The sequence below is a fragment of the Enterobacter cloacae complex sp. 382A5 genome (assembly GCF_050031095.1).
Taxonomy (GTDB): Bacteria; Pseudomonadota; Gammaproteobacteria; order Enterobacterales; family Enterobacteriaceae; genus Enterobacter; species Enterobacter cloacae.
This window is the reverse complement of record NZ_JBLGVK010000001.1, coordinates 2,186,822-2,204,988: the sequence shown is the minus strand read 5'-3', so window position 1 is coordinate 2,204,988 and position 18,167 is coordinate 2,186,822. Positions and strand designations below refer to the sequence as shown.

Here is an 18,167-nt window from a genome sequence, read left to right as displayed (position 1 = left end):
TTAACGCAAGTCGTCTAAAGAAACGCAAAAGGCCGCGGGGATCGCTCCCCGCGGCAGGGTTTTACGCAATTAACAGTTGATGATTGGCCAGCAGCGTCGCCAGATCCGTCTGGACGCCGTTCAGGGTCACCAGCGTGGTAGGCGAGAACTGACCGCCCGTACCGTCGAGGTCAACCTGGATTTCGGTATTGCTGCCGTTTTGCACCACGCGGATGTAATCGGTGATGTTCCCCGCGCTGCTGTCCAGCGTTGCCACCCCGTTCACATAGCTCGCCGAACCCGTGCCGGTATAACCGCTGTCGGAGAGCAGATCGCGCAGGTCGATACGGTCCGTATCCGCCGTGCCTTCCCAGGTGCCGACGGTAAAGCCGTTCACCACATCGTGACCGTTACCACCCGTGGCATCCGACGCGTTGATGAGCTTATAGAGCAACGTGTCGTGGCCGCCGCTGCCGATATTGAAGGTGTCGTTTCCGCCCCGGCCTTCGAACTGGTTATCACCGCTGTTGCCGGTAATGACATCGTCGAAGTCCGAGCCGTTGATCCCTTCAATGTTCAACAACCGCGTGGTGCCAAACCCGGTGTCCTGCGCCGTGGAGAGACGTAAATCAACGGTAATGCCGGACGTGGCGTTACGGTAATCCACCACGTCCATCCCACCGGTGTTGCTCCAGGTGTCATAGTCGGAATGGGTATTCCAGCCGCCGGAACCGTTATAGGTATAGGTGCCATCCTCTGCGATAAAGGTGTCGTTATACCCGGTGCCGGTAATCGTTCCGCTGTGGCCGCCGGTGGCCGCTTCGGCAGTGAGCACGTAGCCCTCCTTACCGTTGCCCGCCTCCAGGCCGCTCCAGGTGACATTATCCGACACGCCGTTAGTGATCTTGACGATCTCGGCCGAGTAGGTCTCATTCGGATCCAGCCCGTAGAAACTCACCAGCGCAGAGGTATCGTTCGAGCCGATACCGGACTGGGCGTTGATGATCTGCGAGGCCACCAGCACACCCGCGGCGTTATACAGATTGACCGTGTTGCCGTAGTAAGCGTTGATACCCTCACTGTCGACAATGTGCAGGTGCATCGCGGTGCCGTCGGCAATGGTTTTGCTGTTTTGCACCAGCACCACCTTACCGTTTTGCTGCGATACCAGCAGATCCTGTGTGCCGTCCCAGTTGTAATCCACCGCAGCCACGCCGGTGACGTTGGCAAGCCCAGACGCCAGCTGGCTCGAGGTCCAGGTGGAACCGTAACCGTTGTTGGTGAACAGGGTTGCGGTTTGTGACGCGCCGTAGGTGCTGAGCTTGATGATGTCCATCTGCCCGTCACCGTTCCAGTCCACCGCCACCGACAGATACCCCGCCGTGGCGTTAGAAGCTTCTACCGCGCTCTTGGTCGTGGACAGCTGTCCTGCACCGTTGTTGTAGTAGATCACCCCGCCGGTGTTGTTGTAGCTGCTGCCCAGGTACAGATCCATGTAGCCATCGCCGTTGAAGTCCGCCCACGTCATGGAGGCTGCCGTGGTGGTATTCGCCGCATTAACCACAAACACGTTGGTCAGGTTCTGGCCGATGGAGAGCGTGCCGTTGCCGTTGTTGTTCATCACGGTTAACGAGTACGCGCCGCTGCGGTTGGTGTGCTGCACAATGTCTACGGTGCCGTCGTTGTTCAGGTCGACGCCGGAGATTTCACGCATGGTGGTGAATTGTCCCCAGAAGCCTGCCCCGCCGTTGGTACCGTCTGGTGTCAGCACGCCATTGTTGTTAATCAGATAGGTTATGGAGTCCGCACCCGCATCGCCGTATGCCAGATCCAGATAACCATCCCCGTTTTTGTCGTACGCCACCACGCCGCCGTACCAGATGGTGGTCCCCATCGCCAGCTGGCTGGCGTTATAGGTGCTGCCATCGTAGGTCCACATCACCTGCGTAGAACCCGCGTAGGTGTTCTCCGTCGCAAAGATATCCTGCGTGCCGTTACGGTCAAAGTCAGCGGCGGTCTGGCTCACCACGTAATAGCCACGGGTGTTGCTCAGCGTATTGCCGGCATAGGTCGAGCTATCGCTGCTGGAGTAAGACTGGCCGTTAGCAATGATATTCCACAGGCCGCTGCTGTTCGTGCCGACGGTCATGGTCGAGTTATTGCTGTTCCCCGCCGTGGTCGCCCAGTCGGTATTCACGGTGGTGGTATCAATCACCAGGCTACCGTTGGCAATACCGGTGGTATTACCGTTGCCCGCGCTGCTCTTCACCTGTGCTGTGACGTTATAGCTCGCCACGCCCAGCGCATCGCTGTCCGGGATCTGTAGATACCAGGTGTTGTGATCCGGGTCGACCACTACCGCACCGCCGGTCTGGGAGGTGTAGGTTTTCCCGTTCACCGTCACCACCAGGTATTCACCGTTCACCAGGTCTGCGGATACCGTACCGCTGACAATCGGCGTGGTATCGGAGGTGGTCTGGGCGGTAATTGCCGCCGTGGTGGTCGGCACGCTGGTATCGACGTTCAGCACAAACCCGTCCGATTCCGTGTAGTTACCGGCTTTATCGGTGACGCGCACAATGTAGGTGTGGTTGCCATCGCTCAGGCCGTTGTCCTGGAAGGACCAGCTGGCGCTGCCGTTCATGGTTACCTGACCAAGCAGAATGCCGTCGCGATAGAGCTGCACAATTTCGCCGTCGTCCGGGGCGCGGTTCAGCGTGCCGTTGATCAGCGGTGAGGTATCATCCGTCGCCACCGACGTACCGTAAGTGCCCTGACGCTCGCCTTCACCGTCGGTGTAGCTCACCACGGTACCCACGGTGGTTGGCGGCGTAGTATCGACCGTCACCACCTGCGACGCGGTGGAGCCAACGTTACCCGCCTGGTCGATAATCCGCACCTGGTAGGTGTAATCCCCGTCATCCAGATCGCGGGTATCGGTGTAGCTCCAGCGCTGGTTGGTGACCGTGGTGTCAACCCAGGTATTGCCGCCGTCGAGGCTGATCTGCACGCGCTCGTCGTCTGCCAGCGCGCTACCGAGCGAACCGTTAATGGTCAGCGTGGTGTCCATGGTGATGAAATCACTGCCGGACTGTCCGGTATCGTCGCTGATGCTGTCGATAGTGACGCCGTACTGCGGCGCCTGCGTATCCACCGTTACCACCTGCGACGTGGTAGCCCCGACGTTCCCCGCCTGGTCGACAACACGTACCTGGTAACTGTAGCTATCGTCGGTCAGCGTGCGCGTGTCGTTATAGCTCCACTGCGTGCCGCTCACGGTGGCGTAGACCCAGGTGGTGCCGCCATCCATGCTCACCTGAACGTACTCACCCGCTCCCAGTTCAGCACCGAGCGTGCCGTGCAGGGTGTAGGATGTCGAGCTGGTCAGGAAGTCGTTATTGTCGAAGCCGGTATCCACAGTGATGTTATCCACGCTCACCGTAATCGCCGCATCCGGGGCCACCGTGTCAACGGTGACCTGCTGATGGGCACTGGCACCCACGTTACCTGCGGCATCCACCACGCGAACGTAGTAGTCGTAGGTCTGGTTAGCCAGCGTGCGGCCATCCACGTAGTACCAGCTGTTGCCGGTGACAATCACGTTCTGCCAGGTCACGCCGCCGTCAATACTGATCTGGGCATATTCCCCGTCGGCCAGCGTCGCGCCGAGCGAGCCGTGCAGCGTCAGCGAGGTATCGCTGGTGATAAAGTCGCTGCTGCTCAGGCCAGTGTCATCGCTGATGCTGTCGATGGCGATCGTTTTGCTGGCGTCCGGCACAACGGTATCGATGGTCACTACCTGGCTTACGGTAGCGCTGATATTCCCCGCATCATCAATGACGCGCAGCTGGTAGTTGTAATCCCCGTCGGCCAGCGTACGGCCATCCACATAGGTCCAGCTCAAACCGCTGACGCTAACATCGGTCCAGTTCTGGCCGCCGTCGAGGCTGATCTGGACGTGGTCACCGCTGCCCAGCGCCGCGCCCAGCGTCCCTTTCAGGCTGATCTGCGTATCGCTGGTAATAAAGTCGCTGTTGGACAGACCGGTATCCTGGGAGATGGAGTCAACCGTAATGCTCGTTGCCACAGGCGCGGTCAGATCAATCACCACGTCCTGGCTGTCCGTTGCCCCCACGTTGCCCGCGTTATCGATCACCCGCACCTGGTACTGGTACGTATCGTCCGTCAGAGTGCGGCTATCGGTGTAGCGCCAGGTCGTGCCGGTGACGCTCAGATCACTCCACGTGGCCCCGCCGTCCAGGCTGATCTGCGCCTTCTCGTTGTTGCCGAGCTGCGCGGTCAGGGAACCGTTGATGATAATCTGGCTGTCATTGGTGATGAAATCACTCGCGCTCAGACCGGTGTCGTTTTGCAGGGAATCAATGCTGATCCCCATCGACGGCGCAGTCAGATCCACGGTAACGGTGTGGTTGTCGCTGGCGGTGTTGCCGATGGTGTTGCTCACCTGCGCGTTAATGACATACGCGCCGCCGTCTGCCAGCGCGGAAACATCTGCGCTGCCGAGCGTATAGCTCCAGCTGCCGTCATTCTGCACGGTCGTCGTATAGGACTTGCCGTTCAGGGTCACCGTCACCGTCTGGCCCGTTGGCGCGTCGGTAGTACCGCTGATCACCAGCGGCGTACCGTGTTCGGCGGCGCTAACGATGTCGTCCTGGGCAAAAGTGTTAATAACGATCGTCGGTACTTCGCCGTTCAGCGTCACGTCGTGCGTGGCGCTGCCCGGGTTGCCCGCCTTATCGCTCACCGAGGCGGTAAGGGTGTAATCCCCGTCGCTCAGGCCAAGGAAATCTCGGCCCGGTACGAAGACCGACCACGTACCGTCCGCCGCGACGGTTGCCTGATAGCTGTGGCCGTTAAAGGAGACGGTCACTGTCTGGCCCTGTTCCGCCGTGGTGGTGCCGCTGATGGTCTGGCCGGCCAGCTGCTCGGCGTTGTTGACAATATCGTCATCGGCCACGGTACTGATGGTCACGGTTGGCGCGACGGTGTCTACCGTTAAGGTATGCGTGGTTTGACCGTTATTACCCGCCTTGTCGTTCACCGACGCGGTCACCGTCAGCGCGCCCTGGCCGAGTGCAGCCAGGTCAGTGGCCGGAACATCCAGCGTCCAGGTGCCGTCATTCGCCACGGTGGCAGTGTAGGTTTTGCCGCCCAGCGTCACGGTGACGGTCTGGCCCGCCTCTGCACTGGAGGAGCCGTGGACGGTCAGCGGCTGCTGCGCTTCCGCTGCGTTCATCACGTCATCGCCCGACAGCGTTGCAATGCTCACCACTGGCGCAGTGGTGTCCACGCTGATGCTGTGCGTTGCCGAAGCGCTGTTGCCCGCGCTGTCCTGCGCCGAAACCGCTACCTGATAGTTCGCGCCATCGGCCAGCGCACCCACATCGGCCGCCGGTACGGTGGTGCTCCAGCTGCCGTCGCTCTGAATGGTGGCCGTATAGCTCTTGCCGTTCAGGGTCACGGTCACCACCGTGCCGCTGGCAAACTGGGCACTGGAGCCGTTAATCACCAGAGACGTAGTGGCTTCTGCTGCGTTGATCACGTCATCGCCGCTGAGGGTATTAACCGTCAGCGCCACGGAGGCAGTATTGACCACCACGTCGTGGGTCTGGGTGCTGCTGTTGCCCGCGCTGTCGGTGATGGTTGCGCTGAGGGTCACGGTGCCGTCATTGAGCGCAGAAATCACGCTCGCCGGTACGCCCACGCTCCAGTTACCGCTGGCATCAACGGTGGTGGTGTACTGGTTTGAACCCAAGGTGATGACGACCTTATCGCCCACGTTCGCGCCGGTGGACGTGCCGCTGACGATCTGCGCCTGCGCATGTTCCACGCTGTTGATGACATCATCGCCCGCCACCACGTTAAAGCTGACGGTCGGCGGTGTGGTATCCAGCGTAATCGCTTTGCTCGCGCTGCCCGGGTTACCCGCCGTATCGCTGACGCTCACCTGCACCGTATAGCCATTATCAGCCAGTACGGACAGATCGGCGGAAGGTACGTTGACGCTCCAGGTGCCGCCCGGTTGTACCTGGGCGGTATAGCTGTTGCCGCCCAGCGTCACGGTAACCGTCTGCCCGGTTTCTGCCGTGGTCGTGCCGGAGACAGTCACACCAGCGGATGCTTCGCTGCCGTTAATAACGTTATCGCCAGCAACCGTATCAATGGTGACGCCTGGCGCGGTGGCATCTACGCTGTACTCACGCCCTGCGGACGCGCTGTTGCCGTGCGCGTTGGTGACGCTCACCTGCACGCTGGCATCGCCGTCTTTCAGGCCCGCGAGATCCGCGGACGGTACGGTGGCGGTCCAGTTGCCGTCGGCATCGACGGTGGCGGTGTAAGACTTGCCGCCAAAGGTGACGGTAACGGTCTGGTTTTCTTCCACGTTGCTGGTGCTACCGGAGAGCACCAGATCCGCACCTTTCTCCGCCGCGTTAATCACGTCGTCAGCGGCGATGGTGTCAATGCTGATGGCGACCGCGGTCAGATCGACCGTGACGTCATGGCTGATGGTCACCGGGTTGCCTGCTGCGCTCTGGCCTGCAACGGTGACGGTGACCGTACCAGCAGCCAGCGCCCCGACGTCTGCGGCCGGGATCGCCGCGTTCCAGGTACCATCTGCCAGCACGGAAGCCGCATAGGTTTTGCCATTCAGGGTCACGGTGAGCGTTGTGCCCGCCGCCAGCCCGTCGCTGGAGCCGGTGACGATCAGGTTCTGACCATGTTCGATGCTATTGATCACATCGTCGCCCGCCACGGTGTTCACACGCAGGCCCGGCAGGTTGGCGTCGATGGTGATATCGCGTTCGCCCGTACCGGTGTTGCCGTGGCCGTTGGTGACGGTCGCTGATACCGTTAAATCGCCGTTGCCCAGCGCGGTCAGGACCGACTCCGGAACGCTCACGGACCAGCTCAGATCGCTCTGCACCGTCGCGGTGTAGCTGTTGCCACCAATCGTCACGGTTACGGTGTTGCCCGCTTCGGCATTCGCCACGGTGCCGCTGATGGTCTGGCCTGCCGCCACTTCTGCTGCGTTAATCACGTTGTCGCCCGCCACGGTATTAATGGTGACGGTCGGCAGTGCGGTGTCGACCAGCAGGTTCGCCGTATTGCTCACGCTGTTGCCCACGCCGTTGGTGGCGGTCGCGTTCAGGGTGTAGTTCGCCTGTCCCAGACCCGCCAGATCGGCGGCCGGAACCGTCAGGCTCCAGGTACCGTCTGCCGCCGTGGTGGCCGTGTAGTTTTTACCATTCAGGGTCACGGTCACCACGGTGCCTTCTGCCAGGTTGGCGCTGGTGCCGCTGACGTTCAGATCCTGGCCTTTCTCCACCGCGTTCAGGACGTTGTCATCGCTGATAGTGTTGAAATTAACCGATGGCAGACCGGTGTCGACGGTCACGCTATGGGTGCCGGTGCCGGTATTGCCCGCCGCGTCAGTGACTGACGCAGTCACGGTCACGCTGCCGTCGCTGAGGCCGGAAATGACGCAGGCCGGTACGCCCACGCTCCAGTTGCCCGCCGCGTCCAGCACGGTGGTGTAGCTCTGGCCGCCAATCGTCACGGTGACCTTATCACCCGCCGCCGCGCCGGTGGCAATGCCGCTGATGATTTGCGCCTGAGCGTGTTCTGCGATGTTAATGACGTCATCGCCCGCGATGGTGCTGATGGTCACCTCAGGCACGGTCACGTCCACCGTCAGATTGTGATCAACCGACGCCGGGTTACCCGCCTTGTCGCTGACCGATGCGGTAACGGTCACGCTGCCGTCGCTGAGCGCCGCCAGATCCGCTGCCGGGACGTTCAGCGTCCAGTGACCGTCTGAACCGACCGTTGCGGTGTAGTCCTGGCCGTTCAGGCTCACGGTCACCGTCTGGCCCGCTTCCGCGGTGCTGGTACCGGAGACGGTCAGGTCGGCCTGTGCTTCTGCCGCATTAAGAATGTCGTCCGTCGCCAGGGTGTTGATGGTCACGGACGGCGCGGTGGCGTCCACGCTGTACTCGCGACCCGCCGACGCGCTGTTGCCATTGACGTTGGTAACGCTCACCTGCACGCTGGCGTCGCCGTCTTTCAGACCGGCAAGATCCGCCGCTGGCACGGTAGCGGTCCAGTTGCCATCGGCATCGACCTGCGCAGTATAGATTTTACCGCCCATGCTCAGGGTGACGGTCTGCCCGGCTTCCACGTTGGTGGTGGCACCAGAGAGCACCAGATCCAGGCCCTTCTCCGCCGCGTTAATCACGTCGTCGGAGGCAATGGCATTGATGCTGATGGCCACCGTTGCCAGATCTACGGTGACATCATGGCTGATGGTTATTGGGTTACCCGCCGTGCTGTCGCCGGTGACGCTGATCTTCACGGTGCCTTCCGGCCACGTGCTCACGTCCGCCGCCGGGACCGCCGCGCTCCAGGTGCCGTCCGCCAGCACCGTTGCGGAATAGTCTTTCCCGTTGACGGTCACGGTCAGTGCGGTGCCTGGGGTCAGCCCGTCGCTGGAGCCGGTGATAATCAGGTTCTGGTTGTGCTCAATGGTGTTGATCACATCATCGCCCGCCACGGTGTCCACACGCAGGCCCGGCAGGTTGGCGTCGATGGTGATGTCACGTTCGCCCGTACCGGTGTTGCCGTGGCCGTTGGTGACGGTCGCGCTCACGCTCAGACTGCCGTTGCCGAGCGCGGTCAGAACGTCGGACGGCACGCTTACGGACCAGCTCAGATCGCTCTGCACCGTCGCGGTGTAGCTGTTGCCACCAATCGTCACGGTTAAGGTGTTGCCCGCTTCGGCATTCGCCACGGTGCCGCTGATGGTCTGGCCCGCCGCCACTTCCGCCGCGTTAATCACGTTGTCGCCCGCCACGGTGTTAATGGTGACGGTTGGCAGCGCGGTGTCGACCAGCAGGTTCGCCGTATTGCTCACGCTGTTGCCCACGCCGTTGGTGGCGGTCGCATTCAGGGTGTAATTCGCCTGACCCAGACCGGCCAGATCGGCGGCCGGAACCGTCAGGTTCCAGGTACCGTCTGCCGCCGTGGTGGCCGTGTAGTTTTTACCGTTCAGGGAAACGGTCACCACGGTGCCTTCTGCCAGGTTGGCGCTGGTGCCGCTGACGTTCAGATCCTGGCCTTTCTCCACCGCATTCAGGACGTTGTCATCGCTGATGGCGTTGAAATTAACCGAAGGCAGACCGGTGTCGACGGTCACACTATGGGTGCCGGTGCCGGTATTGCCCGCCGCGTCAGTGACTGACGCAGTCACGGTCACGCTGCCGTCGCTGAGGCCGGAAATGACGCTGGCCGGTACGCCCACGCTCCAGTTACCCGCCGCGTCCAGCACGGTGGTGTAGCTCTGGCCGCCAATCGTCACGGTGACCTTATCGCCCGCCGCCGCGCCGGTGGCTATGCCGCTGATGATTTGCGCCTGAGCGTGTTCTGCGATGTTAATGACGTCATCGCCCGCGATGGTGCTGATGGTCACCTCAGGCACGGTCATGTCCACCGTCAGATTATGATCAACCGACGCCGGGTTACCCGCCTTGTCGCTGACCGATGCGGTGACGGTCACGCTGCCGTCGGCTAAACCTGCCAAATCCGCCGCCGGGACGTTCAGCGTCCAGTTACCGTCTGAACCGACCGTTGCGGTGTAGTCCTGGCCGTTCAGACTCACGGTCACCGTCTGGCCCGCTTCTGCGGTGCTGGTGCCGGAGACGGTCAGGTCGGCCTGTGCTTCTGCGGCGTTGAGTATGTCGTCAGTTGCAAGGGTGTTGATGGTCACGGACGGCGCGGTAGCATCCACGCTGTACTCGCGCCCTGCGGACGCGCTGTTGCCGTTGACGTTGGTGACGCTCACCTGCACGCTGGCGTCGCCGTCTTTCAGACCGGCAAGATCCGCCGCTGGCACGGTGGCGGTCCATTTACCGTCTGTCCCCACGGTGGCAGTGTAGCTCTTGCCGCCGAAGGTAATCGTGACGGTCTGGTTCGCTTCCACATTCGAGGTGCTGCCGGAGAGCACCAGATCCGCGCCCTTCTCGGCCGCATTAATCACGTCGTCGGTGGCAATGGCGTCAATGCTGATGGCGACGCTTGCCAGATCCACCGTGACATCGTGGCTGATGGAGACCGGGTTACCCGCGCTGCTCTGACCTTCAACGGTCACGGTGACCGTGCCTGCAGCCAGCGCCCCGACGTCCGCCGCCGGAACCGCTGCGCTCCAGGAGCCGTCGGCCAGCACCGTCGCCGGGTAGGTTTTGCCGTTCACGGTGACGGTTAATCCCGTACCCGGCGTCAGACCGTCGCTGGAGCCGGTGATAATCAGGTTCTGTCCGTGCTCGATGGTGTTGATCACATCATCGCCCGCCACGGTGTCCACACGCAGGCCCGGCAGATTGGCGTCGATAGCAATATCGCGCTCAGCGGAGCCGCTGTTGCCCACATTGTTGGTTACGCTGGCGCTCACCGTCAGTTCGCCGTTGCCCAGCGCCGTCAGATCCGATTCCGGTACGTTGACAGACCAGGTGAGATCGCTCTGCACCGTGGCCGTGTAAGTGTTGCCTCCCAACGTCACGGTCACGGTATTGCCCGCTTCGGCATTCACCACGGTACCGCTGATGGTCTGCCCGGTTGCCAGCTCCGCCGCGTTAATGACGTCGTCACCCGCGACGGTATTGATGATGACCCCCGGCAGTACAGACTCCACGTTCACGGTGTGCGAGGTACTAGCACTGTTGCCAACGCTGTCCGTGGCTGACGCGGTGACGCTGTAAAGCGCTTCACCCAGTTGCCCCACCTCGCTCGCCGGAACGGTGGTGCTCCAGAGACCGTTATCATCCACCGTCGCGCTATACGCTTTGCCGTTGAGCATCACGGTAACAACCGCACCTGCCGTCAGGCCGGTGGCCGTACCGGTAATGGTCAGATCCTGCGTTTTCTCGGTGCTGTTGATCACATCATCACCGGACACGGTATCGATGGTCAGCACCGGGGCGGTCAGGTTCACCTCCACGTCATGGGTCGCGCTATTGCTGTTACCGGCTTTATCAGTCAACGCGGCGGTGATGGTGTAATCGCCCGCGGTCAGCGCACTGACGTCCGCCGCAGGTACCCCCACGCTCCAGTTGCCTGAGGCATCCACGGTGGCGGTATACGATTTGTTGTTAATGGTGACGGTAACCACATCGCCCGCTTCGGCGCCGGTCACGGAACCGGTCACCATCAGGGCCTGCGCATGCTCGGCGCTGTTGATCACGTCGTCGTCGGACACGGTGTTAATGGTCAATTGCGGAACCGTGATATCCACCAGCACGTCGCGATCCGCAGAGGCCGGGTTGCCCGCTTTATCGGAGACGGCGGCACTGATGGTGTAGTTGCCGTCCACCATGCTGCTCAGGTCCGCAGACGGCACGGTGACGCTCCAGTTGCCATTGGCCTGTACGGTGGTGGTGTAATCCACGCCGTTCAGGGTCACGGTGACGGTCTGGCCCGCTTCGGCGTTGGTCACACCGTTGATGTCCAGATCCTGCTGCGCTTCAAGCGCGTTGATGATGTTGTTATCGCTGACAATCTCAATGGAAACCGTCGGCGCGGTAGCGTCCACGCTGTATTCGCGGCCTGCCGACGCGCTGTTGCCATTGACGTTGGTGACGCTCACCTGCACGCTGGCGTCGCCATCTTTCAGGCTACCCAAATCAGCCGATGGCACGGTGGCGGTCCAGTTACCGCTGGCATCTACGGTTGCGGTGTAAGACTTACCGCCGAAGGTGATGTAAACCGCCTGGTTTTCTTCCACGTTAGTGGTGGAGCCGGACAGCACCAGATCCGCCCCTTTTTCTGCCGCATTGATCACGTCATCGGTGGCAATGGCGTCAATGCTGATCGCCACTGTCGCCAGATCCACGGTCACGTCATGGCTGATAGTCACCGGGTTACCGGCGCTGCTCTGGCCGTCAACGGTCACGGTGACCGTGCCCGCATTCAGCGCGCTGACGTCTGCGGCAGGGATCGCTGCCGCCCAGGTGCCGTCTGCCAGCACCGTGGCCGCGTAGGTTTTACCGTTGACGGTGACCGTCAACGCCGAGCCAGCGCTCAGCCCCTCGCTGGTACCGGTGATAATCAGGTTCTGCCCGTGCTCGATGCTGTTAATCACATCGTCGCCCGCCACGGTGTCCACACGCAGGCCCGGCAGGTTGGCATCAATGGTGATGTCACGCTCGCCATAACCGGTGTTGCCGTGGCCGTTGGTGACGCTGGCCGTCACGGTCAGGTCCCCGTTGCCAATGGCGGTTAACACGTCAGACGGCACATTCACCGACCAGCTTAAATCGTCCTGAACGGTTGTCGTATAGTTGTTGCCACCAATGGAAATCGTGACAGAGTCACCGCTCGCGGCACCGCTCACTTTCCCGCTCAGCGTCTGGCCAGACGCCACTTCCGCAGCGTTAATGACGTCGTCGGTGGCAACCGCATTAATGGTGACAACCGGCAGCGCGCTGTCCACCAGCACGTTATGGCTTGCGCTCGCGCTGTTGCCTGCCGTATCGGTCACGCTCGCCGTCACGGTGTAGCTGGCTTCACCCAGCGCCGAGACGTTGGCTGCCGGAACGGTCACGCTCCAGTTGCCGCTGGCGTCGGTGGTGGCGGTATAACTGATACCGTTCAGGGTTACGGTGATGGTGGCGCCGTCCGGCTGATTGCTGGTGCCGGAGAGCAGCAGATCGTCACCCTTTTCGATCGCGTTAATCACGTCATCGCCCGCAAGGGTGTTGATGGCGATAACCGGCGCGGTCAGGGAGACCGTAACATCATGCGTGGCGGTGGTGCTGTTGCCCGCTTTATCGGTGAGGGTTGCCGAGAGGGTCTGATCGCCGCTTACCAGCGCGCCGACGTCCGTGGCCGGAATGCCGGTGCTCCAGTTCCCGGAGGCGTCCAGCATGGCGGTGTAGTCTTTGCCGTTAAGGGTGACGGTAATCACGTCTCCCGCCTGGGCACCCGTGACCTTACCGGAGACGATCAGCGCCTGGCCGTGTTCGGCGATATTCAGGATGTCATCACCCGCCACAACGTCAAACACGATCTGCGGCACGGTGGTATCCACCAGCACGGCCGCATCGGTGCTCGCCGGGTTGCCGGCTTTATCAGAAACGGATGCCGTGACCGTGGCATTACCGTCGGCGATGCCTGCCAGATCGGCCGCCGGGACGTCGAGCGTCCAGCTACCGTCTGCCTGCACCTGCGCGGTATAGGTGTTGCCATTGAAGGCCACGGTCACCGTTTGGCCCGCTTCGGCGGTGGAGGTACCGCTGAGGGTCAGATCCTGCGCCGCCTCTGCCGCATTCAGGATGTTGTCACCGCTGATGGTATTGAGGGTGACCGTCGGCGCGGTGGTATCCACGCTGTACTCGCGCCCCGCCGATGCGCTGTTGCCGTTAACGTTGGTCACGCTCACCTGCACGCTGGCATCGCCGTCCTTCAGGCTGCTCAGATCCGCTGCCGGAACGGTGGTGGTCCAGTCGCCGTTGGCGTCTACCGTCGCCGTATACGTTTTCCCGCCCAGGGTAACGATCACGGTCTGTCCCGCCTCAACGTTGGCCGAGGTGCCGCTGAGCACCAGGTCTTCACCTTTTTCCGCCGCGTTCAGCACGTTGTCAGCGGTCACGCTGTTAATGCTGATGGCGACCGGGCTGAGATCCACATCAACGACGGTGCCAATCATGACCGGGTTGCCGGAGGTGTCCTGCGCGCTGGCGCTGATGGTCAGTGAACCGTCAGCCCATTGGGAGACGTCCGCCGCAGGCACGGCCGCCTGCCAGGTGCCGTCTGCCAGTACCGAGGCGGAATAATCCTTGCCGTTAATGGTGACGGTAACGGTGCTGCCTGCCGCCAGATCGGTGCTGGTGCCGGACACAATCAGGTTCTGACCGTGCTCGATAACATTGATGACGTCATCGCCTGCGACCGTATCAATACGCAGGCCCGGCAGCTGGGCGTCGATGGTGAAGTCCAGCGAGGAAGAGCCAGTGTTGCCGTGCACGTTGGTGACGCTGGCCGATACGGTCAGTTCGCCGTTGCCAGGCGCGGTTAACTGGCTCTGGGTTAACGGCAGGCTCCAGGTGAGATCGTCCTGAACCGTGGTGGTGTAGGTCTGGCCGCCGAGAATAATAGTGACAGTGTCACCTGAAGCAGCATTAGTAACCTTACCGGTCAACGTCTGCCCCGCGGCCACTTCCGCCGCGTTAACGATGTTATCGCCCGCCAGCGCGTTGATGGTCACAACCGGCAGCGAGCTGTCCACCAGCACATCGTGCGTGGTTGAGGCGCTGTTGCCCACGCTGTCGGTGACGCTGGCAGTCACGGTGTAATGCGCTTCGCCCAGCGCGCTGACCGCAGAGGCAGGTACGGTGACGCTCCAGCTGCCGCTGGCGTCGGTGGTCGCGGTGTAGGTGATGCCGTTAAGGCTAACGGCAATCGTCGTTCCTTCCGGCTGGTTGCTGGTCCCGGAAAGCAGCAGATCCTCGCCTTTCTCAGTCGCATTGATCACATCATCCGCCGCCAGGGTATTGATAGCGATTTCCGGCGTCACGGTGTTGACCACTACGTCCACTGCGCTACTGCCGGTATTACCGGAGCGATCGGTCACCGAGACGTTAACGGTCCAGGTCCCGTCTGTCAGACCCTGTACAACGGAGGCTGGCAGGCCGAGGCTCCAGTTCCCCGCCGCATCCACCACGGTGGTGTACTCCACGTTATTCAGGGTGATGGTCACCAGGTCACCCGCTGCCGCACCGGTGACCGACCCGCTCAGGATCTGCGCCTGTGAATGCGCGTGCTGGTTAACGGTATTGGTGTCGGTGACAAAATCGTTAATGGTTACCTGCGGGACGGTCGCATCCACCAGCCCAACGCGGTCTGCGCTGCTGCTGTTGCCTGCCACGTCACTCACGGTTGCCGTTACCGTGACGGTGCCGTCAGTCAGAGCGCCGAGATCCTCAGCCGGTACGTTCACCGTCCAGGTCCCGTCACTCTGGACGGTGGTCTGATAGTGCTTGCCGTTCAGCGTAACGGTAACCGTCTGTCCCGCCTCAGCATTGCTGCCGCCGCTTAAGATCAGATCCTGCTGCGCTTCGGCCGCATTAATGATGTTGTCGTCGGTCAGGTTATCGATCGTAATGGACGGCGGTAAGGTATCCACGGTCACCACGCGCGACGCGTCGGCGCTGTTGCCGCTGACGTTCGTCACGCTGACGCTGACCTGCGCGCGTCCGTCAATCAGCGTCTCCATGGCGCTGGCCGGCACGGTCAGGCTCCAGGAGCCATCCTGCTGCACCTGCGCGGTAAAGGTCTGGTCGGCGAATTTCACCACCACGGTCTGCCCGGCCTCTACGCCCTGCGTCTGGCCCGACAGCACAAGATCGGCACCTTTTTCAGCCGCATTCAGCATGTCATCGCTGCTGACGGTATCGATGGTCACCGCCACGGCGTTCAGATCCAGCTCGATGGGGTGCTCAGCTGAAACGGTATTTCCCCAGGCATCTGTCGCGCTGACGTGAACGGTGATATCTCCGGCCGTCCAGCCCTGCAGATCGGACGCCGGGACGCCGATTTGCCAGCTGCCGTTGGCGTTGACCACGGCGGCATACTCGACGCCGTTGATGGTGACGGTGACGTGCGTGCCCGCTGCCAGGTGGGTACTGGAGCCGGTCACGGTCAGATCCTGCTGCTGCTCGATGGCGTTGATCACATCATCGCCAGAAATGGTATTCACCCGCAGGCCAGGAATCTCGGCGTTGATGTTGATATCACGCTCGCCGCTGCCGGTGTTGCCGTGGGCGTTGGTGACATAAGCGGTAAAGGTTAACGCCCCGTCGCCAAAGGCCTTCAGATCGGCTGACGAAATGGTCACGCTCCAGGTCAGATCGCTGCCTACTGTAGCGGTGTAGCTCTTACCGCCCACCGAAACAGAGACCGTGTCGCCCGCCGCCGCACCGGTGACGCGCCCGCTCAGGGTTTGATCCACCGCCACTTCAGCATTGTTGACCAGGTTGTCACCGGCGAAGGTATTGATAATCACCTGCGGCAGCACGGTGTCCACCAGCAGCGCCGCTTCGGCGGAGCCGCTGTTACCGGCGGCATCGGTGCCGCTCACGCTGACGGTGTACAGGGTGTTTGCCAGGTTCAGAACGTCAGACACCGGCACCTGAACTGACCAGATGCCGTTATTAACGGTGGCCTGATAGCTCACGTTATTCAGCGTGACGTTTACCACGCTGCCGTCTGGCAGGTTGCTGGTGCCGCTCAGGCTCAGCGGCTGCATCGCCTCCTGCGCGTTCAGCACGTTATCCTGGCTGATGGCATTCAGGGTGAATTCCGGTGGGTTACCACTCAGGGTAATGCCGTGGGTGGCGTTACCGGTATTGCCCGCCGCATCGGTCACCGAAACCGCAATGCTGTGGTTACCTTCCCCCAGCGCGTCAATGACTGACGCCGGTACGCCTACGCTCCAGCTGCCGTTCGCCTGCACCACGCCGGTAAAGCTCTGGCCGCCAACGGTCACGGTGACCACATCGCCTGCTGCGGCTCCGGTCGCCTGGCCGGAAATAATCTGCGCCTGGCCCTGCTCACTGGTGTTGAGAATATCGTCGCCCGCGACGGTATTGATGGTCACGACCGGGGCGACAGTATCCACGGTGAAATGAGCCTGGGTGGATGACCCGTTCCCGGCTTTATCGCTGACGTTCACCGTCAGGGTGTGTTCACCATTCGCCAGCGACTGCACCTCGCTGGCTGGCAGCGTGACGGTCCAGGTACCGTCGCTGCCCACCGTGGCGGTATGGTTTTTACCGTTCACTGTCACCGTGACAATCTGACCGGCTTCCGCCGTGGTTTTCCCGCTCAGCGTCAGCGGCTGATGGTGTTCAGCGGCATTGATAATATTGTCCTGCGCGACAGTATCGACCGCGATGGTAGGTGCCGCAGTATCCACGCCAATCGTCTGACTGCCGTTCACGGTATTGCCCGCCGCGTCCTTGCCGCTGACGTTCACCGTCCAGGTGCCGTCGCCCAGCGCCTGCGCATCCGCCGCAGGCACCTTCACGCTCCATGCGCCGTTTGCACCCACCTCAGCCGTATAGGATTTGCCGTTCAGCGTAACGGTCAGCTCTGTTCCCTGCGCCAGGTTCTTGCTGGCACCAGAAAGCGTAAAGCCTGCGGACTGCTCGCTGGCGTTGATGACGTTATCCCCCGCCGTGGTTGCCAGCGTCACGCTCGCCACGGCAGTATCAACGGTCACGGTGATGCTGCCTGCGGAGGTCGTTTTACTGCCGTCGATCTGCACGACTGACCAGGTATGTTCCCCGTCTGTCTGGGTCGGCAGTTTTACCGTCCAGGTGCCGTCTTTACTGACCATCGCGCTGGCAAGGGTATTGCCGCTGCTGTCTTTGATCTGAATGGTCGCGCCCGGTTGCCCGGTACCGCTAAAGGTTGGCGTGTTATCGTCGGTGATCGCATTTGCACTCAGCACGCCCTGCTTGTCTCCCGCAAGATCGGTGAGCATGAAGGTTGGCGTTGCGCTCTCAACTTCTTTCGTATTATCAATAACTTTTGTTTTTGTTTCGCCGTCACCACCGTGAGCCAGCAGTGCCCCAATAGCACCGCCGCCTAACGCCGCCCCCGCAATCCAGCCCCATGGCGCATCACTCAATATGCTCTCCTGGATCAGGAAAGGTTCAATGCTGCTAATCGGTGTGGCTTGCGCGGTTAATTCAGTAACGGCTGCGCCTGACGCTTCCCCGGCATCGGCAAAAGAGATATGTGTTAATTCCTGATTATCGTTAAATACCAGTTCAGACTGGTTATGGGTTTCAGGATCTTCAACGAAATAGTTATTGCAGCGAATAACGCTGCCATCTTTCATATAAATGAGAAGGTCTTTCCCCTGGCGGACGTAACGCACCACGTCCTGTGCAGAACCCTGGATTTCAATCACGCTCGGAGAGGAAATGGAGACCGACAGATTTCCTTCGCCGGTTAATTTCGTTTTCTCCGCTGTCTTGCGAATGATGACATCTACAACTTTTACGTTACTCATATTTCTCTCCTTGCAGGTGCTCGGATTCCTGTGGATATGTCCACCAGATGGATGTAGCTATCCCTGGGAAATTTCACCCATTATTTTCAGATTTATTTCG

At 61.3% G+C, this 18,167-nt stretch carries 1 protein-coding gene; it reads right to left on the bottom strand.

What is annotated here, in order from left to right:
* Nucleotides 1-61: 61 nt before the first annotated feature.
* A complete protein-coding gene (locus ACQG2G_RS10425; RefSeq protein WP_348595834.1) occupies nt 62-18,067 on the bottom strand; it encodes an Ig-like domain-containing protein in 18,006 nt (6,001 codons plus the stop codon).
* Between the last annotated feature and the right edge of the window lie 100 nt (nt 18,068-18,167).

Excerpts from the sequence above, each read along its gene's own strand:
- ACQG2G_RS10425 (WP_348595834.1), bottom strand. The coding sequence starts at position 18,067 with ATGAGTAACGTAAAAGTTGTAGATGTCATCATTCGCAAGACAGCGGAG.